The organism is Pseudoclavibacter sp. CFCC 13611 (assembly GCF_008831225.1).
Lineage (GTDB): Bacteria > Actinomycetota > Actinomycetes > Actinomycetales > Microbacteriaceae > Pseudoclavibacter_A.
This window is the reverse complement of the sequence record NZ_WBKE01000003.1, coordinates 353,888-371,219: the sequence shown is the minus strand read 5'-3', so window position 1 is coordinate 371,219 and position 17,332 is coordinate 353,888. Positions and strand designations below refer to the sequence as shown.

The following is a 17,332-nucleotide window of genomic DNA, read 5'->3' as shown; positions in this document are numbered from 1 at the left end:
GTGGTGCTGGTGCTGAGGGTGCGAGATGGTTGGGGCGCTGGTACTGCTCGGGGCGGCAGATGAGTGCGCAGCGACTCAGAACTGGTGCTCGGGGCCGGGGAATGCGCCGGACGCGACCTCTGCGGCATACGCCCGCGCAGCATCCGTCAGAACGCCGCGAACGTCGGCGTACTGCTTGACGAAGCGCGGCATGCGGCCGGCGCGCAGCCCCGCCATATCCTGCCAGACCAGCACCTGAGCGTCGCATTCGGCGCCGGCGCCGATGCCGACGGTCGGTATGTGCAGGGCGGCGGTGACCTCTGCGGCGACGGCCGCGGGCACCATCTCGAGAACGACGGCGAATGCCCCGGCGGCCTCGAGCGCTCGTGCCTCGGCGACGAGGCGGGCGCCGTCGTCTCCCCTGCCCTGCACACGATAGCCTCCGAGCTGATGCTCGGACTGCGGGGTGAAGCCGATGTGCGCCATCACAGGAACGCCGCTGCGCACGAGCTTCTCGACCTGCGGCACGACTTCAAGCCCGCCTTCGAGCTTCACCGCGTGTGCGCCAGCTTCTTTCATGAAGCGTGCAGCGGTGAGGAAGGCCTGCTCGGGCGACGCCTGATACGACCCGAAGGGAAGATCGGCGACGATCAGCGCGCGTTTCGCCGCTCGTGAGACGCCACGAGTGAGCATGATCATTTCGTCGACGGTCACCGGCAGCGAACTCTCGTTGCCCAACACGTTGTTCGACGCGGAGTCACCGACGAGCAGTACGGGTATGCCGGCCTCTTCGAAGATCTGCGCGGTGTACATGTCGTACGCGGTGAGCATCGCCCATCGCTCGCCGCGCTCTTTCATCTGCTGCAGGTGCGGGATGCGCACTCGGCTCGTCGGCTTCGGTGCTGCAGTGCCGTACGGTGCGGGCTGATCGCTCACGCGGATCCTCTGTTCGTCAGTCGGCGCACGAAGGCACGACTCTCAGAAAGCGTCGGTGCTCGTGCGGGGGCCGTGGTTCAGCGTAGTCGTCTGAGAGGCGGGTCGTATATGCCAACAGTGGTATATACGACCCGCCTCTCGATCATGGTCAGTGTGCGTGCACCGACCGCCGTCGTGTCTACTTCTGGTCGAGGCCCTTGCCGGAGGGCGACACCAGGATCTTCACGGCCCTCTCATTGCGATGGATCAGCGTGTCGAAGCCCTCGTCGACCAGGTGATCGAGCGCGATCTTGCCGGTGATGAACGGCTTGAGGTCGATCTTGCCGCTCTCGACGAGCTTGATCGTGGCCGGATGGCTGTTCACGTAGCCGATGGTGCCGCGGATGTCGAGCTCTTTCATCACGATCTTGTGCATGTCGAGCTCGGCCTTCTTGCCCCAAATCGACACGATGACGATGACGCCGGTCGGGCGCACGGCGTCGAGCAGGGTGTCAAGCACGACCTGGACGCTGGTGCACTCGAACGCGACGTCGGCACCCTTGCCGTCGGTGAGCTTGCGGGTCTCTTCGACCACGTCGACCTCGGCCGGGTTGAAGGCGTAGTCGGCGACGCCGGCGTCGAGAGCCTTCTGGCGGCGCAGCGGGCTGAGCTCGGAGATGATGACCTTCACGCCCAGCGCGTGCAGCACGGCTGCGGTCAGCTGACCGATGGGGCCTGCACCGCCGACGATGGCGGTCTGGCCCTCCTGAACGCCGGAGCGCTCGACGGCGTGATAGGCCACGGAGAGCGGCTCGATGAGTGCGGCCTGATCAAGGGGCAGACCTGCATCGATCTTGTGCACCCACCGGCGGCGCACCACGACGTTCTCGGCAAGGCCGCCACCGCGACCGGCGAGGCCGATGAAGTTCATGTCTTTCGAGAGGTGGTAGTCCTTGCTCTCTGGGCCGGTGTAGACGTCGTCGCTGATGATGTACGGCTCGACGACGACGTGATCGCCGACCTTGAGATCGTCGATGCCTTCGCCGACCTCGCTGATGACGCCTGAGAACTCATGCCCGAGGGTGACGGGAGCCGACTCTCCCGAGATGGGATGCGGATGGCCTGCCGGGGGCACGAAGATCGGGCCGTCGAGGAACTCGTGCAGGTCGGTGCCGCAGATGCCGCACCAGGCGACATCGATGCGCACCGTGCCGGGCTTCAGCTGCTGGGGCTCGATGTCTTCGATGCGAATGTCGCCGCGGTCGTAATAGCGTGCTGCCTTCATGGTGTGGTTGTCTCCCTTGCGTGGCGCGACAGCACACGCACGGCGGCTGTCGCAGTGTTGGGTCGACGGATTCCCCCGTCGGCTTAAGTGTATCGGCGGTGAGACGACGACCTCTGAACAGCAGAGAAACAGCCGCGAAGTGTCTTGTTCTGGGACACTTCGCGGCTGTCAGTCAGCAGTGCTGATCGGTGCGGACGAGAGAATCAGAGATCGTCGTCGAACTCGTCGTCGATGCCGATCCAGTGTTCGTCGGCCAGCGTCACCGCACGCACGATGGCGACACCGATGCCGACGACGGCCGCGATGCCCAGCGTCGGCAGCAGCCACCGCCCGGCACCCGCCTTCTTCGGCTCGGTTGCGTCGGCGACCTGCTCGGACACCTCGTGCGTTGCCTGTTTCGCCTTCTTGGCCGCCTTCTTGGCCGCTTTCTTCGTCTGTTTCACCGATTCGACCACAGCATCTTTCACCTCTGCCGCAGTCTGGTCGGCGCTCTGCTTGAGATCGGTCGCCCCGCGGCGCACGTTCTCGGCGACATCGGCGTTGACCGGTGCCTCTTTCAGTGCTTCGAGCACGGCTTTCGCAGTGCCGACGGCCGTGATCGCGGCAGGCACCACATCGCTGTAGAAGCGCTCTTTGGCGACCTGTGTGGTCTGGCCGGCGACCTCTGCGCCTTTCTGCGCCAGGGGTTTGACGGTGTTGTTCGTGAAGTGCTCGAAGTCTCGGATCGCCTTTTCGAGGCGCGTCTTGAGCTGTTCGACGTTCTCAGTTGCCTTGTCTGCCATGGTGTGACCTCCTGTGCCCATTGTGCCATCTCAGGCAGCGGCCGTCAGACATCTGTGACAAACTCAACGCATCTTGCCAGCATCGTCGGTTGTGCGAGAATCGACGCATGACTCAGCACACGCATACTGCGACTCTGCACACGAACCACGGTGACATCGTCATCAACCTCTTCGGCTTTCAGGCACCGAAGACCGTCGAGAACTTCGTCGGTCTCGCCACCGGCGAGAAAGAGTGGAAGCACCCGGGCACCGGCGAGACTCAGACCACTCCCCTGTACCAGAATGTGATCTTCCACCGCGTGATCCCAGGCTTCATGATCCAGGGCGGCGACCCGATCGGCACCGGCACCGGCGGCCCGGGCTACGCCTTCGACGATGAGATTCACCCCGAGCTGCAGTTCACGAAGCCCTATCTGCTCGCGATGGCCAACGCCGGCCAGCGCGGCGGGCATGGCACCAACGGCTCGCAGTTCTTCATCACCGTCGACGCGACCCCATGGCTGAACGGCCACCACACCATCTTCGGCGAGGTTGCTGACGACGCCTCGCGCAAGGTGGTCGACGAAATCGCCGCCGTCGCCACTCAGCCCGGCGATCGCCCGGTCGAAGACGTGGTCATCACCGGTGTCGACGTCGTCAAGGCCTGACGCATGCCGTCATTGAACCAGCGGGTGCGTCGGGCGTTCCAACGTCCCGGCGCACCCGTCGTCAGCTATGTGATCATCGCCCTGTGCGTGCTGGGCTATCTGCTGCAGCTCGTCGTGCCCGGCTTCACCTCGCTGATGCAGTTTCACAGTGCATATGTCGGCACGTTCTTTCTCGCCGGCCCTGAGTCCGGCTTCTCCGGACTGATTCCCTTTGAGCCCTGGCGTGCGGTCACCTACGGCTTCGTGCACTCCACGCTCGGAGTGCTGCCGCTGCATCTGCTGCTGAACATGTACACGCTCTGGATCTTCGGCACCATTCTCGAGCCGATGCTCGGTCGCGGACGCTTCATCACGCTCTACGTCTTCGGTCTCGTGGGCGGCGCACTCGGTGTCTACCTGCTCTCGCCGCAGACAGCGGTGATCGGCGCATCAGGCGCGCTCTTCGCGATGATGGGCGCGCTGCTGGTGATGCAGCGTCGACTGGGTGGTCAGACGACTCAGCTGCTGGTGCTGCTTGCGATCAACTTCTTCTACGGGTTCTTCGCCGGTGGCGTCAGCTGGCAGGCGCACCTCGGCGGTCTCGTCGTGGGGCTGCTCAGCGGGCTCATCCTGGCCGAGACGCGTCAGCCCAAAGACCGCACGCTGCGCATCGTCTACTTCGTCGTGCTCGGCGTGGTCATGGTGGTGCTCTTCGCGATCGCCCCGGGGATGCTCTGGCAGCGCTAGGCGGTGATGTGGTCGTTCACCGGCACCGCGGCCGAGGTCAGCGCCAGCGGGTGGTCATCAAGAAGCCGACCATCAGAATGCCGAAGCCGACGAGGATGTTGCCCTGGCCGAGGGCCGGGATCGGCCACTGGGCGCTGAAGCTAATATAGAAGACAATGATCCAGAGCAGGCCGATGGCCATCAGGCCGAACATGACGAACTTGAACCACGGTGGGTTCGGTTTCGTGTTCTTCGACCGGCCGGCCGTCTCGGTCGAATCCTGCCGGTCGGAGTTCTTTTTCTTGTTGTTCGCCACGGAAGTACAGTGTAGCCCAAGGAGTGCAGACTTGTGAGTGAATCGATGTCGCGCCGAGAGCGCCGCCGCAGCGAGCAGCCGCGCCGCGCACGTCGCTCGGTAGGGTCGGCCATCGTGACGGTGATCGGCGAGCTCATGCTGACTGCGGGTGTGCTCGTGCTGCTCTTCATCGGCTGGAAGATGTCGCTCAACGACTCCAACATCGACCGCTCTCAGGAGAGAGCCGCAGCAGGCATCTCGCAGGGCTGGCAGCAGGAGGCAGCCCCAGGAACGGGCGGGCAGGCCACGTCGACGCCGGGCGACCCGAGCATCCACCCAGAGGGCAACGACATCTTCGGAGTGCTCTACATTCAGAGACTCGGCGACCAATGGCAGCGGCCGATCGCTCGGGGAGTCGAGAAGAAGCCCGTGCTCGACCACATCGGCTTCGGCTGGTATCCCGATACGAACATGCCCGGCCAGGTCGGCAACTTCGCGGTTGCCGCACATCGTGGTGGTCAGGGATCGAGCCTGCGCTACGTCGACAGCCTCACCGTCGGCGACAAGATGGTCATCGAGACCAAAGACGGCTGGTACACCTACACCTACCGCAACACCGAGTACGTCATGGACGTCGACGTGAACGTGCTGAATCCGGTGCCGCAGAGCAGCGTGCAGGCCACTGACCGGCTGCTGACGGTCACGAGCTGCAATCCGTATCCCTTCACGAACGGCGAGCGGATCATCTCGTACGGTGTGCTCGACAACTTCCAGCCGCGCTCGGCCGGGGCACCCGCGTCACTGGACTATCTGCAGAAAGGCTGATCCATGTACGGACTGATCTGGAGAATTCTACCGGGCCCGTGGCCGGTCAAACTGCTGCAGTCGCTGATTCTGGTCGGCGCAGTGCTCGCGTTGCTCAACTGGGTCGTCTTTCCCTGGGTGAACACCCTGGTCGACACCGGCGAAGCGACGGTGGGTTGATGAGCGACATTCTCGTCGTCGACAACTACGACAGCTTCGTCTATACGATCAACGGCTACCTGCAGCAGCTGGGCGCGACGACGACGGTCGTGCGCAACGACGAGCTGCAGACCAGTGATCTCGACGAGGCTCTGGGCCGCGTCGCCGGGCTGCTGATCTCGCCTGGACCGGGAACCCCGGCCGATGCCGGTGTGAGCCCCGATGCCATTCGCTGGGCTGCGGCACATCGCCTGCCCATGCTGGGTGTCTGCCTGGGGCACCAGGCGCTGGCTGAGGTGTACGGAGCCACGGTGTCGAACGCCGAGCAGCTGATGCATGGCCGGCTCTCGAACGTCGTGCACGACGACGTGCCGTTCTTTGCGGGTGTTCCCGAGCGGTTTCAGGCCACGCGATACCACTCACTGGCGGTGGTGGATGCCACGGTGCCGCCCGAGCTGCAGGTGACGGCTCGCACTGATGACGGGGTGATCATGGCGCTCCAGCATCGTGAGCTGCCTCTGTGGGGTGTGCAGTACCACCCGGAGTCGGTGCTGACCGAGCACGGCTACCGTCAGTTCGGAAACTGGCTCGAACTGGCCGGCGTCAAGGGGGCTGCGGAACGCGCCGCCCACCTCAGCCCGCTGATCAACGAGGCGTGAGCCGCCGAGCAGACTACGGAGCCGGCGGTGCTGACGACTCAGGGGCCGGTGCCTCACTCGACGGCGACGGTGGTGGTGCGCACTTCGAGCTGTCAGCCATGTAGTAGTACAGGATGACCTCGGTCGAGGCGTTCGCAGCCAGTTCGGTACCCGGTTTCGGGTCAGAGTACTGCACGGTGTAGGACGAGGCCTGGCAGCGGCGCACCGGCTGTGGCCGGGCAGAGAGCCCGAGGTCGCGCAGCTGGCTGATCGCGTCGTTGATCGGCTTGCCGACAAGATCGTCTGGGATGACGACACGGCCGGAAGAGACCTGCAGGCGCACCGAGGTTCCGGAGCGCACCTGGCTCTGGGCAGTGGGCTCAGAGGCGATCACCTGACCGGTGGGAATGTCGCCGTTGATCACCTGCGTGATCTGACCGATCTGCAGACCGGCATCGGTCAGCTTCTTGGTGGCTTCGTCCTGAGTGAGCTTCGAGACGTCGGGGATGGTGACCATGGGGGCGCCGCTGGAGACCTTCACCTGCACGTCGCTGCCGGCCAGAGCCAGGGCGCCTGCAGGGGGGTCGGTCTCGATGACGCGACCAGGCGAGACCGAGTCGTCGGTCTGATCGACCTTGACCGGATTCAGCCCGCGGTCTTTCAGCTGCTGCTCGGCGGTCTGATAGGTGGCTCCGGCCAGGTTCGGAACGGCGACCTGAGCCCCCTCGGGGCTGGCGATGCGCGGCTGCAGCAAGGCGAGCCAGAGAACGGCGATGACGCCGATGACGCCCACGCCGATCACGATGGCCCAGATGGTGCCGATGCCGCCCTTGCGCAGCTCGCGATCGATGAACCGCGACGAAGGGTCGTCGTCTTCAGGGTCGAGATCGAGCGCGTCGTCGATGGGGGAGTCTTCGAGAATCAGAGTGCTCGCCGCATCGTAGCTCGGGCCGCGAGTGGGCAGACCCTGCGCCAGTCGATCGACGTCGGCTCGGAAGTCTTCGGCGGTCTGGTACCGACGCGTCGGGTCTTTCGCGAGGGCCGACAGAATGACGCGGTCGTCGTTCTCGCCGAGAGCGTCGTTGAGGCTGCTCGGGGTCGGCGCGGTCGCGTTCACATGCTGATAGGCGATCGACGCCGGGCTGTCGCCTTTGAACGGCACACGACCGACGAGCATCTCGTACAGGATGACGCCGACGCTGTAGAGGTCTGAACGACCGTCGACACGGTCGCCGCGAGCCTGTTCAGGTGCGAAGTAGAGTGCGGTGCCGACGACCGAACCGGTCTGGGCGACGGTGCCCTCGCTCTCGCTGAGCGCACGCGCCACGCCGAAGTCCATCACCTTTGCGTCGCCGCTCGAGGTGATCATGATGTTGCCGGGCTTGATGTCGCGGTGGATGATGTTGGCCCGGTGCGAGTACTCGAGGGCACGCAGCACCTGGTCGGTGATCTTCAGCGCCTCGGCGCGGTCGATCGTGCCCTTCGCGAGCTTCTCTTTGAGCGTCTGCCCCTCGACGTATTCCATGACGAGGAACGGCACCTCTTGAGGGCGCGCATTCGGCCCGGTGGCGATCATGTCCTGCCCGGCATCGTACGTGCGCACGATGTACGGGCTGATCATGCGAGCTGCAGCGGTGGTCTCATTGCGAAAGCGCTTCTGGAAGATCGGATCATCTGCCAGCTGAGGTCGAAGCAGTTTAATGGCCACGGTGCGACCAAGTCGGGTATCGGTGCCAAGGTAGACGTCACCCATACCACCGTGCCCGATGAGACGGCCGACTCTGTATCGGCCGCTCAACAACGGCTGTTCACTCATACACCCACCTGTAGACAGTAGATTCCGTCCGCCAGTCTAGCGGAACTGACACGGGAATCCGTGTAGCCCGGCTCAGACGCTGTCGAGAGATCACCTGCCTCAGTGCTTTTGCTGGGTGCTCTGCGTCGGCGTGGGCGTCGGCGTAGCAGTAGGCGTCGGTGTCGGGGTGGTGTACTGGCCCACCGTCACGCTGATGCTCACACCGGGCTGGAAGGTGCCGGCCTCATGGCTGAGCACCTTGCCGTCTTGCGCAGGCGAGTCCACCGACTGCTCGATCTGGTTGACCGAGAGCCCCTTGCTGTTCAGCTGAGCCCGCACAGCGGCGATGTCCTGCCCGACGAACTCGTCTGCGGCGATGGTCACCGTGCTCTGGGTCGGCGTGGGCGTTGGCGTCGGCGTCGGCGTGCGCGTCGGCGTCGGAGACGGCTTCTCAGAGGGAGTCTCTGAGGGCGTCTCAGTCACCGTCGGGCTCGGGGCCGGCGGTTCGGGCTCACTCTGATTGGCCAGCAGCGCCCAGACGCTGCCACCGGCGACGAGCAGGAGCAGTGCGATCAGCGCGACCAGTGGCCACGTCCATTTGTTGCGCTTCTTCTTCGGCTTGCGTTTTTTCGCATCGTCGACCTGGGTTGCGCTGGCGTCGAGCAGCGGCTGCCCGTTCTGTGTGCCGATGATGGCAGTGGCCGGCTGAGTGGCATCTTGTGTGGTGCCGATCAGCGCGGTCTCTTCGAGCGCGGTGGTCTGCTGCCCGGTCGGCGTGACCTGCGGAACCTCCATGGCCGCAGTGCGGATGTCGCCCACGCGCAGTGCCTCAGCAGCTTTGGCCAGATGCGTGGCCGACTGCGGGCGGTCGGCGGGGTTCTTGGCGATGCAGCTCATCACGAGCTTGTTCACCGCGGCAGGCACACTGGTGGGCAGCGGCGGGGGAGTCTCGTTGATTTGAGCCATTGCGATGGCGACCTGGCTCTCGCCGGTGAAGGGCCGACGACCGGCCAGGCATTCGTAAGCCACGATGCCCAGCGAGTAGATGTCGGTGGCCGGTGACGCCGGGTGACCGCTCGCCTGTTCGGGCGAAAGGTACTGCACAGTGCCCATGACCTGCCCAGTGGCCGTCAGGGGCACCTGATCGGCGATGCGGGCGATGCCGAAATCGGTGATCTTGACATGGTGATCGGGCGTGATGAGCAGGTTGCCCGGTTTCACGTCGCGGTGCACGAGACCCACCTTGTGCGCGGCGGCAAGCGCCTGCGCGGTCTGGGCGACGATGTCGAGCACCTGGTCGACCGGCAGAACGCGCTCGTGTTCGAGCACGTTTGACAGCGGTTCGCCGGGCACGAGCTCCATCACCAGATAGGCGCTGCCCTTCTCTTCGCCGTAGTCGTAGACGCTGGCGATGCCCTCATGGTTCACGAGTGCGGCATGCCGAGCCTCGGCGCGAAAGCGCTCCAAGAACCCGGGGTCGCCCATGTACTCGTCTTTCAGAATCTTGATGGCGACGTCGCGACCGATGACCTCGTCATAGGCCTTCCAGACCTCGCCCATTCCGCCGACCGCGATACGGCTCGTGAGCTTGTATCGTGCGCCGTACGTGAGGCCTTCTGTGGGTCTCATCTGTCTAACACCGCCTTCATGATCTTCTGCGCCATGGGAGCCGCCACCCGGTTCGAGCCCTCTGAGTCACCGTAAGCGCCGCCCTCTTCGACCACGACCGCGACTGCGACCTTGGGATCGTTCGCCGGCGCGAAGCCGGTGAACCAGAGATTGTACTGGCTCTCTTTGGTGGTCTCAGCGGTGCCCGTCTTTCCGGCGACCTCAACCCCGTCTATTCTTGCACCTGAAATCTCGCCCGATGAGACATTGTTCACCATCATCGATGTGAGAGTCTGTGCGTTCTCTGCAGATATGGCCTGGTTGAGCTTCTGCGGAGAGAACTGCTGTGTGACCGACAGATCGCGGCCGCGCACGGCGTCGATCAGCCCGGGCTGCATGCGGGCGCCCTTGTTGCCGATCGTGGCCGAGATCGAGGCGACCTGCAGCGGCGTGACGCGCACATCGTACTGGCCGAAACTGGACAGCTGCAGCTGCGCGGTGCTCATGCCGGTCGGGTATCGACTCGCGGTGACGTCGAGCGGAATCTGCTGGTTCTCGCCGAAACCGAAGTCTTTGGCCGTCGAAGCGACCTTGTCTTCGCCCAGCTGCGGCCCGAGCTCTGCGAACGGGATGTTGCACGAGTACTGCAGCGCGGTCTTCAGCGTGGTCTCAGCGCCGCCGTTGCCGCAGGCGCGCTTGGTGACGTTGTAGATCTGTGTGCTGGTGCCGGTGAGGGTGAGCGAACCGGGGTTGGGGAAGGTGCTCTCGGGCGTGTAGCCGTTCTCGAGTGCGGCCGCCGACATGATCAGCTTGAACGTCGACCCGGGAGGATACGTGTCACCGCCGATCGCGCGGTTCACCAGAGGCTTGTCCTCCGCCGCATTGAGCTGATCGAAGACCTGGTTGGCCTGAGCGGTGTCGTTGTCGGCGAGCTTGGCGGCGTCGAAGCCGGGCTTCGAGACCATTGCGAGGATGCGTCCGGTCGAGGGGTCCATGGCGACCGCTGCGCCCTTGCGATCGCCCAAGGCATCCCACGCGGCCTTCTGTACGGCCGGGTCGATCGTCAGCACCACGTCGGAGCCCCGCGGCTCGGTGCCGTTGATGCGGTCGACGAGCTGGTCGATGGTCTGACCGCGGCTGGTGCCGGTCAGCGTCAGGTTCTCGGCGCTCTCGATGCCGGTCGGAGCCAGACTGTGCGAGTACCAGCCGGTGACGGCCGAGTACATCTCGCCGCCGGGGTAGCTGCGGGTGAACCGGTACTGGTTGTCGACCGGGTCGGACTGCGCGATCACCTGGTTGCCGACCACGATGCTGCCGCGCTGCACTTTGAAGCCGTCGAGAATGGCGCGCGAGTTTCGCGGGTCGCTGTTGAGCTGCTCGCCGAAGATGCCCTGAATCAGGCTCGTCGACACGAAGAGCGAGATGAAGAGCAGGAAGACGACGATCGCGACGCGGCGCAGACGCGTGGTCATGAGTGGGCCTCCTTCTCGGCAGGCGAGCCGACGGCGGATGCCGGGGCAGCGTCCGCCGTGCTGCGCAGGGCCCCGAATCGGTCGGCCTGCGAGCGAATCGAGTCGGTGATGCGCAGCAGCAGGGCCATGATGACCCAGTTCGCCAGCAGGCTCGAGCCGCCGGCTGCGAGGAACGGTGTGGGCAGGCCGGTGAGCGGGATCACCCGCGTCACACCGCCCACGACGATGAACACCTGCAGGCAGAGCACGAACGACAGCCCGGTGGCCAGCAGGCGGCCGAAGTCATCGCTTGCGGTGAAGCCCACCCGCAGGCCGCGGCCGACCAGCAGCAGGAAGAGACAGAGGATCGCGAAGATGCCGATCAGACCGATTTCTTCGCCGATGCTGGTGAAGATGTAGTCAGAGCGTGCGAGCGGCGTCAGCTGAGGGTAGCCGCGGCCCCACCCGGTGCCGAACATGCCGCCGTGCGCCTGACCGAAGAGTCCCTGCACGAGCTGGTAGCTGCCGCCGTACTGCTGGTTGTAGAGCGTGTCGTCGAGCGGGTCGATCCAGGCGTGGATGCGGCCCTGCACGAGCGGAATGAAGCGGTAGGCGGCGAGGCCGCCGGCGACGAACATGAGCAGCCCGATGACCACCCAGCTGGCCAGCCCGGTGGCGACGTAGAGCATCACCAGGAAGAGGCCGAAGTAGAGCAGCGAGGTGCCGAGGTCTTTCTGCACCACCAGCACGGTCATCGCCATCGCCCAGACGCCGAGGATCGGCCCGGAGTCTTTGGGGCGCGGGAAGGTCATGCCGGCGAAGCGGCGGCCGGCGGCGGTGATGCTCTCACCACGCGCGACCAGGTATCCGGCGAAGAAGACCGCGAGCGTGATCTTCGCGTACTCGCTGGGCTGGAAGGTGACCGGCCCCAGCTTGACCCAGAGCTCGGCATTGGTGCCCAGCGATGTGCCGATGCCCGGAATCATGGGCAGGACCAGCAGCACGATGCTCGCCAGCATGAACACGTAGGTGTATCGCTGCAGCACGCGGTGGTTGCGCAGAAAGTACAGCACGACCGCGGCGATGACGACTGCTGCCGTCGCCCAGAGCGCCTGTCGCATCGCGGGGGTCGAACCGGTCGACCCCTGGGCGATGTCGATGCGGTAGATCGCGACGATGCCGATCGAGTTCAGCGTCGCGGCGATGGGCAGGATGATCGGGTCGGCCTTCGACGCCCGCACACGCAGCACGATGTGCAGGGCGAGCACGGCCGCCCAGAAGACGGCGCCGATGACGAACGGGGGAATGTCGAGCGCGCCGAGTGCGCCGAGCTGCACGGCCGCCAGACCGAGTGCCGAGACGATGGCGCCGAGAACGAGCAGCACCAGCTCGATGCCGCGCAGATTCCGGTCGACCAGACGCAGGTTGTGCTGGCGACTCACTGGGCGGCCCCGTTCGTCGTGGCGCGTGGCGACGCGCTGCCGCGTTGGGCGTCTGAGGTGCCGTCAGGATGCGCGGTCAGGGGAGTCTCATCGGGCTCGGCGACCGAGACCGGCCCGGTGCCGTCGTCGGGCTGCGGGCTCTGCGTCGACTGCGGCTGCTCGGTGCTGTCGCGTCGGCGGTGCTCGCTGTTCAGCTCGCCGAGGCGACTGGCGGCCGCGTCGAGCGAGGGGAAGGCCACCGTCTCGCGCACCTGCTGCTGCGTGAGCTCGTCGAGGTCAGACATCGGAATCTGCGGCAGCCGCGAGTCGTCGACGGTGTGACTGAGCCTGAACGGGCCGACCTGCTGATTCACACCCTGGTAGATGACGGCGTAGCCGGCGTCTTCGCCGATGTAGTACTGCGTCTGCGTCCAGCGCCAGCCGAGCCAGGCGCCGAGGCCGATGCCGCCGATGATCAGCACGCTCAGCACGCTGACCACGACCCGGCGCAGAACGGTGCGGCGTCTGGTCTCGGCGATCAGCTCGTCGAGGTATTCGTCGGCCTGCGACTCGAACTGAGTCGGCTCGAGTCGTCGCGGCTTGAGATGGCTGGCCGCCTCACGCAGGGCGTGCAGGCTCTGCGCCTTCTGTGTGCGGATGCGTTCGAGGTGGTCGAAGCGCACCTCGCGTGCCGCCGCGCCCACGATGACCGGATGCCCGGGTGTGCCGTGCGGAGTGGCGTCGGGGTCGGCATCGGGCTCGACCAGCACCACAGTGCAGTTGTCAGGCGCACCATTGCGCAGCGCGAGCTCGAGCAGATGCGCGCAGGTCATATCGGCGCTGTCGCCTCGTGCCAGAGTCTTGGCGATCGCCTCGTCGCCCACCGGCCCGCTCAGACCGTCGGAGCAGATCAGCAGTCGGTCGCCGGGGTTGATCTGCTCGGTGAAGACGTCGATGTCGGGATTGGCCTCGATGTCGCCGAGCACGCGCATGATGACCGACCGTCGGGGGTGCACCAGCGCCTCTTCTGGGGTGATGCGACCGGCGTCGACCAGACGCTGCACGAAGGTGTGGTCTTTGGTCAGCTGGGTGAGCTCGCCGTCGCGCCAGCGATAGATGCGCGAGTCGCCGATGTGCGCGATGACCGCGGAGTCGTCGACGGCGAGAAAGCCCGAGAACGTGGTGCCCATGCCGGTGAGCTCCGGGTAGTCGGCCACGGTCTCGGAGAGCGTCGCGTTCGCCCGCCGCAGCGCCAGCTCGATCGCCTTCGCGGCCTCGTCGACGGTGTCGAAGCGCCGGTCGAGGTCGACCAGTGACTGCACGGTGAGCGCCGAGGCGATGTCGCCGCCGGCGTGTCCGCCCATGCCGTCGGCGACGGCGAACAGGTACTGACCTGCGATGGCCGAATCCTGGTTGTTGCGCCGCACCTTGCCGGTGTGGCTCAGCGCAGTTGCTCTCAGCACGGTCATGAGATCAGCCTCGCAGCTCCATGACGGTGGTGCCGATGGTGATGGGCACTCCGATGCCGACCGGCGTCGGGCGCGAGATGCGCTGACCGCCGACCATGGTGCCGTTCGTCGAGCCGAGGTCTTCGACCATCCAGGTGTCGCCGCGTTTCGACAGGCGGGCATGGTGCGTCGAGGTGTAGTCGTCACGCAGCACGACGCTTGAGTCCACGCTGCGACCGAAGGTCAGGGCATCCTGGCTGAGCGTGAGCTGGCGACCGCGCACCGGACCTGCGGTGAACACGAGGTGGGCGGGCGTGCCTGTCGAGGCTGCGGATGCCGCACGGCGTCCCGAGGCCGCAGGTGCGACAGGCGCAGCGGCAGGGGAGGCCGACGGAGCCGAGCCGGCGCTCGCGGCTGCTCCGCGCATCCGCTTGACCTTCGGGCCGAACAGATCGGAGCGCACGGCCCAGATGACCGAGAAGACGAACAGCCAGAGCAGCACCAGAAACACGGCGCTGATCAGCAGGTAGAGCAGCTCGCCGCTCATCAGCCCACCGCCTTCGGTGCCCGATGGTATGAGATCAGGGTCGAGCCGACCACGAAGTCGAGGGGGCCGGCGAGCTCCAGGGTCGTGATGCGCTGGCCGCCGACCTTGGTGCCGTTGGTCGAGCCGAGGTCGCGCAGCACGACGGTGGTGCCGTCCCAGGTCACACTGGCGTGCTGCTTCGAGACCGCTGAGTCGTTGACGGTGACGTCGCACTCATGGCTGCGCCCGATGGCCGTGACCCCATGGCGCAACGGGTAGGACTGCCCCTGCACCTCGAGCACCGGTACGAGGGTGACGTCGCCGACGGTGGTCGAGCTGGTCACGTCGAGCATGCCGACGCTCTGACTGTCGTCGGGCACGATGGCCACGGTGAGCGGGCCGGGAAACTGATACCCCTGCTGGTGGGCATAGGTGTGCAGGTCGGCGACGAACTGGTTCGCCAGCGAAGAGCCCTGCGCCCTGAGACGGTCGAAGTCGGCCTGGCTGATGCGCACGCGCAGGGCGTTCGGCACCAGAATCGTGTCACGCGAGAGGATGCGCGTGTTCGAGTCGAGCTCTCCCTTCAGCGCAGAGAAGATCTCGAGCGGCTGCAGGCGGGAGCGAAACGTCTTGGCGAAGGCGCCGTTGACAGCACGCTCCAAGCCGCGTTCCACGTTATCGAGTAGTCCCACTCGTCTCCTCACACCGATCTGTCGCAGCTATGGTACCCGGTTCAGCTGTGAGACGAGGAGTCGAGTTGCCGAGCAGCATCGTTTTCATGCTAATCTGTTCCAGTGCAGTCGCGCAGTTCGACCCAGTCGGAGTGTGCAATGCCCGAGTGGCGGAATTGGTAGACGCGCTAGCTTCAGGTGCTAGTGATCGCAAGGTCGTGGGGGTTCAAGTCCCCCCTCGGGCACCAGTGCAAAACCCCCGGAATCTCAACGGTTCCGGGGGTTTTTCTATGCACCGAGAACGGGCCATGTCCCGTCATATGTCCTAAGCGGTTTCGAGGAGGCGCTCGAACGCTGCCACGGCCTCGCGCTGCACCGTCGGCAGAACGTGGCTGTAGAGGTTTAGCGTGATCGTAATCGTCGAGTGGCCGAGGCGTTCCTGCACAACCTTGGGGTGCACGCCGGCCTGCAGCATGAGCGTGGCGTGAGTGTGCCGGACGTCGTGCAGACTGATCTCGTGAGGCGGCGTCTGCTGCCGCTCGACGCAGTACCTGGCGCACCGGTCGACGGCCGAGCGCCAACGCCGGCTGACGTTGTCGGGGTGGCGGGTGCCGTTGTCGTCGAGCCGGCCAAAGACGTTCGCGTTGCGAGCCGTGAACGCGATGTTGACCTGGGCGAGTGTCGACCGCCACTTCTTGAGCGTGATGATCGTGGCTTCGTCGAGGTCGACGACACGGGTGTGCCCTGACTTGGGCTTCTTCACCTCGAGTCGCTCTGGCCTGGTCTTCACGACCACTACTGCACGTCTGACTGAGAGTGTCTTACGGGCGAGGTCTATGTCGCCCCAGCGCAGCGCCAAGAGCTCGCCGCGACGCAGGCCCGTGTGAGCAGCGGTGAACCAGAGGGCAGCGAGATCGTCGTTGTCGGCCGCCCAGGTCGTGAACGCCTGCAGCTCGTCGACTGTCCACGGGTTGATCTCGTCTTTCGCCGCTTCGATCTCGGTCATGGTGGGTGGGTTGGCCGTCTTGCTGCGCGCGACGTTGCGCTGCAGCAGTCCCTCGTCGACAGCGGCTTGCAGTACCGAGCTGATGATCGTGTGCACCTTGCGCACCGAGTTCGGCCCCAGACCTTCGCCCTCATGACCCTTGTCGGCGCGGCCGGAGCGTTCGAGATCTCGATACAGTTTCGCCAGGCGGGCGGCTGTGATGCGGTTGAGCGGTACGGTGCCGATGTTCGGGTATATGTGCGCGTTCAGCTTCTTCTCGTACCCGATCAGTGTTGTCGAGGCGAGGCGGCGGCCGTCCAACCAGGTGCGTGCGTAGTCGCCGAACGTCACGAGGTCGTTGGTCTGCACTGTGCCGGTTTGGCGTCGCTCGCTGACTGCTGCCTGCATCGAGTCTTCGGCGTCCGACATGGTAGAGAAGCCGGCTTTGCCGATGCGCTTCTCGCCTTGCTCTGGGTGCTCGACGTCAATGGGCACGTAGAGGCGCCAGCGCCAGCGTTCGCCTGCAGCGGTCTTGTATCGTGACAGCCCGCCCTTGCCTCGGCGCCGGGTGCGCTTGTCAGTCACGGCCATACTTCTCGATGCCTTGGGCAGTAGTAAGACGCATGGCCTCGACCAAGGCTCCTGCTTCGTCGTCTGTTCCCTCCCACGCTGCTTGTGGCACTGATATGGCGCGTGCATGAATCTGAGGCTTCGCGATGCTCTTGAATCGCAGCGTTTCGATGTTGTCGACCTCGGTGCCACCTGGGAACGAGTGCACTGTCAGCGGTTCGTCGCCTCGGCCCCAGAGCCAAAGCACGTTAGCGCCACGTTCGTTAGCGAAGCCCGTGATCTCGGCCGTTGTCCAAGGATCGCCCTGCTCGGGCAGAAGTAGCGTCAGGGGAGACACATCAAGGGCCACTGCGAGTGCTGTCAGGTCATCAGCGTCAACTCGACGAGCCTCAGCCTCAATACGACGCAGGCCAAGCTCTGGGATGCGGTGGCCGTTCTCTGTGAGCCGCTTCGACAGCGCAGCATATGTCAGGTTCTGGCCGTCACGTAGGCGACGCACATTCTTTGCGACGGTCTGCCCAGTGGGGCCGAGCTCGATCTTCTTCATGCCGGGTTTATCAGTCATGCCGACAGTATGGCAGATCGTTTTGATCTGACTTGAGGTCGGCTTGCGTGCGTGTGCGTTCATGTGCTTAGATGAACTCGGAA

18 protein-coding genes and 1 tRNA gene are annotated in these 17,332 nt (G+C 65.2%); 6 read left to right on the top strand and 13 right to left on the bottom strand.

Annotated features, from left to right (window positions below):
- Positions 1 to 75: 75 nt before the first annotated feature.
- The 3 genes from panB to F8O08_RS10350 form a co-directional block, all read right to left on the bottom strand.
- Positions 76 to 915: a 3-methyl-2-oxobutanoate hydroxymethyltransferase gene (gene panB, locus F8O08_RS10360; RefSeq protein ID WP_158036967.1), complete on the bottom strand. Its 840-nt coding sequence runs from the start codon at positions 913 to 915 to the stop codon at positions 76 to 78.
- A 178-nt stretch (positions 916 to 1,093) separates the two neighbouring features.
- Positions 1,094 to 2,179, bottom strand: a complete 1,086-nt coding sequence (locus tag F8O08_RS10355) for a 2,3-butanediol dehydrogenase (RefSeq protein WP_158043210.1) — start codon at positions 2,177 to 2,179, stop codon at positions 1,094 to 1,096.
- Positions 2,180 to 2,382: 203 nt separating this feature from the next.
- Complete coding sequence (locus F8O08_RS10350) at positions 2,383 to 2,961, bottom strand: hypothetical protein (RefSeq protein ID WP_158043209.1); 579 nt, start codon at positions 2,959 to 2,961, stop codon at positions 2,383 to 2,385.
- A 107-nt stretch (positions 2,962 to 3,068) separates the two neighbouring features.
- On the opposite strand from F8O08_RS10350, the gene F8O08_RS10345 reads away from it, so the two are divergent.
- Together F8O08_RS10345 and F8O08_RS10340 are read left to right on the top strand one after the other, a co-directional pair.
- Complete coding sequence (locus tag F8O08_RS10345; RefSeq protein WP_158036970.1) at positions 3,069 to 3,608, top strand: peptidylprolyl isomerase; 540 nt, start codon at positions 3,069 to 3,071, stop codon at positions 3,606 to 3,608.
- 3 nt (positions 3,609 to 3,611) lie between these two features.
- On the top strand, positions 3,612 to 4,334 hold the full coding sequence (locus F8O08_RS10340) for a rhomboid family intramembrane serine protease (RefSeq protein ID WP_158043208.1): 723 nt from the start codon (positions 3,612 to 3,614) through the stop codon (positions 4,332 to 4,334).
- 37 nt (positions 4,335 to 4,371) lie between these two features.
- On the opposite strand, the gene F8O08_RS10335 is transcribed toward F8O08_RS10340, so the two are convergent.
- Positions 4,372 to 4,629, bottom strand: a complete 258-nt coding sequence (locus tag F8O08_RS10335; RefSeq protein ID WP_158036972.1) for a cell division protein CrgA — start codon at positions 4,627 to 4,629, stop codon at positions 4,372 to 4,374.
- A gap of 33 nt (positions 4,630 to 4,662) precedes the next feature.
- Here F8O08_RS10335 and F8O08_RS10330 point away from each other — a divergent pair, with 33 nt between their 5' ends.
- The 3 genes from F8O08_RS10330 to F8O08_RS10325 are packed head-to-tail and all read left to right on the top strand — an operon-like array spanning position 4,663 to position 6,230.
- Positions 4,663 to 5,433, top strand: a complete 771-nt coding sequence (locus F8O08_RS10330) for a class E sortase (protein ID WP_225733632.1) — start codon at positions 4,663 to 4,665, stop codon at positions 5,431 to 5,433.
- Positions 5,434 to 5,436: 3 nt separating this feature from the next.
- Complete coding sequence (locus F8O08_RS10900) at positions 5,437 to 5,592, top strand: hypothetical protein (RefSeq protein WP_192496582.1); 156 nt, start codon at positions 5,437 to 5,439, stop codon at positions 5,590 to 5,592.
- Positions 5,592 to 6,230 carry an anthranilate synthase component II gene (locus tag F8O08_RS10325; RefSeq protein WP_158043207.1) on the top strand — a complete coding sequence of 213 codons (639 nt, stop codon included), beginning with the start codon at positions 5,592 to 5,594 and terminating at the stop codon, positions 6,228 to 6,230. Before F8O08_RS10900 ends, F8O08_RS10325 begins: the two co-directional genes overlap by 1 nt.
- 13 nt (positions 6,231 to 6,243) lie before the next feature.
- On the opposite strand, the gene pknB is transcribed toward F8O08_RS10325, so the two are convergent.
- From pknB to F8O08_RS10290, 7 genes are all read right to left on the bottom strand, one after another.
- On the bottom strand, positions 6,244 to 8,025 hold the full coding sequence (pknB, locus tag F8O08_RS10320) for a Stk1 family PASTA domain-containing Ser/Thr kinase (protein WP_158036974.1): 1,782 nt from the start codon (positions 8,023 to 8,025) through the stop codon (positions 6,244 to 6,246).
- A 99-nt stretch (positions 8,026 to 8,124) separates the two neighbouring features.
- The gene (locus tag F8O08_RS10315; RefSeq protein ID WP_158043206.1) at positions 8,125 to 9,633 is read right to left on the bottom strand and encodes a serine/threonine-protein kinase; all 1,509 of its coding nucleotides are present in this window, start codon (positions 9,631 to 9,633) and stop codon (positions 8,125 to 8,127) included.
- A complete protein-coding gene (locus F8O08_RS10310) occupies positions 9,630 to 11,084 on the bottom strand; it encodes a peptidoglycan D,D-transpeptidase FtsI family protein (RefSeq protein ID WP_158036976.1) in 1,455 nt (484 codons plus the stop codon). Before F8O08_RS10310 ends, F8O08_RS10315 begins: the two co-directional genes overlap by 4 nt.
- The gene (locus F8O08_RS10305; protein ID WP_225733631.1) at positions 11,081 to 12,505 is read right to left on the bottom strand and encodes an FtsW/RodA/SpoVE family cell cycle protein; all 1,425 of its coding nucleotides are present in this window, start codon (positions 12,503 to 12,505) and stop codon (positions 11,081 to 11,083) included. The genes F8O08_RS10310 and F8O08_RS10305 overlap by 4 nt, the downstream gene beginning before the upstream one ends.
- A complete protein-coding gene (locus F8O08_RS10300) occupies positions 12,502 to 13,953 on the bottom strand; it encodes a PP2C family protein-serine/threonine phosphatase (RefSeq protein ID WP_158043205.1) in 1,452 nt (483 codons plus the stop codon). The genes F8O08_RS10305 and F8O08_RS10300 overlap by 4 nt, the downstream gene beginning before the upstream one ends.
- A gap of 4 nt (positions 13,954 to 13,957) precedes the next feature.
- Positions 13,958 to 14,479 (bottom strand): FHA domain-containing protein, encoded by a 522-nt coding sequence (locus F8O08_RS10295; RefSeq protein ID WP_158043204.1) that lies wholly within the window; start codon positions 14,477 to 14,479, stop codon positions 13,958 to 13,960.
- Positions 14,479 to 15,150 carry an FhaA domain-containing protein gene (locus F8O08_RS10290; protein WP_158043203.1) on the bottom strand — a complete coding sequence of 224 codons (672 nt, stop codon included), beginning with the start codon at positions 15,148 to 15,150 and terminating at the stop codon, positions 14,479 to 14,481. Before F8O08_RS10290 ends, F8O08_RS10295 begins: the two co-directional genes overlap by 1 nt.
- 140 nt (positions 15,151 to 15,290) lie before the next feature.
- On the opposite strand from F8O08_RS10290, the gene F8O08_RS10285 reads away from it, so the two are divergent.
- Positions 15,291 to 15,377, top strand: a tRNA-Leu gene (locus tag F8O08_RS10285).
- 77 nt (positions 15,378 to 15,454) lie between these two features.
- On the opposite strand, the gene F8O08_RS10280 is transcribed toward F8O08_RS10285, so the two are convergent.
- Positions 15,455 to 16,699: a tyrosine-type recombinase/integrase gene (locus F8O08_RS10280; RefSeq protein ID WP_192497771.1), complete on the bottom strand. Its 1,245-nt coding sequence runs from the start codon at positions 16,697 to 16,699 to the stop codon at positions 15,455 to 15,457.
- The gene (locus F8O08_RS10895) at positions 16,692 to 17,249 is read right to left on the bottom strand and encodes a helix-turn-helix domain-containing protein (RefSeq protein WP_192497770.1); all 558 of its coding nucleotides are present in this window, start codon (positions 17,247 to 17,249) and stop codon (positions 16,692 to 16,694) included. Before F8O08_RS10895 ends, F8O08_RS10280 begins: the two co-directional genes overlap by 8 nt.
- Between the last annotated feature and the right edge of the window lie 83 nt (positions 17,250 to 17,332).

Excerpts from the sequence above, each read along its gene's own strand:
- F8O08_RS10310 (WP_158036976.1), bottom strand. The coding sequence starts at position 11,084 with ATGACCACGCGTCTGCGCCGCGTCGCGATCGTCGTCTTCCTGCTCTTC.
- pknB (WP_158036974.1), bottom strand. The coding sequence starts at position 8,025 with ATGAGTGAACAGCCGTTGTTGAGCGGCCGATACAGAGTCGGCCGTCTC.
- F8O08_RS10325 (WP_158043207.1), top strand. The coding sequence starts at position 5,592 with ATGAGCGACATTCTCGTCGTCGACAACTACGACAGCTTCGTCTATACG.
- F8O08_RS10295 (WP_158043204.1), bottom strand. The coding sequence starts at position 14,479 with ATGAGCGGCGAGCTGCTCTACCTGCTGATCAGCGCCGTGTTTCTGGTG.
- F8O08_RS10300 (WP_158043205.1), bottom strand. The coding sequence starts at position 13,953 with ATGACCGTGCTGAGAGCAACTGCGCTGAGCCACACCGGCAAGGTGCGG.
- F8O08_RS10315 (WP_158043206.1), bottom strand. The coding sequence starts at position 9,633 with ATGAGACCCACAGAAGGCCTCACGTACGGCGCACGATACAAGCTCACG.
- F8O08_RS10895 (WP_192497770.1), bottom strand. The coding sequence starts at position 17,249 with ATGACTGATAAACCCGGCATGAAGAAGATCGAGCTCGGCCCCACTGGG.
- F8O08_RS10355 (WP_158043210.1), bottom strand. The coding sequence starts at position 2,179 with ATGAAGGCAGCACGCTATTACGACCGCGGCGACATTCGCATCGAAGAC.
- F8O08_RS10340 (WP_158043208.1), top strand. The coding sequence starts at position 3,612 with ATGCCGTCATTGAACCAGCGGGTGCGTCGGGCGTTCCAACGTCCCGGC.
- F8O08_RS10350 (WP_158043209.1), bottom strand. The coding sequence starts at position 2,961 with ATGGCAGACAAGGCAACTGAGAACGTCGAACAGCTCAAGACGCGCCTC.
- F8O08_RS10900 (WP_192496582.1), top strand. The coding sequence starts at position 5,437 with ATGTACGGACTGATCTGGAGAATTCTACCGGGCCCGTGGCCGGTCAAA.
- F8O08_RS10345 (WP_158036970.1), top strand. The coding sequence starts at position 3,069 with ATGACTCAGCACACGCATACTGCGACTCTGCACACGAACCACGGTGAC.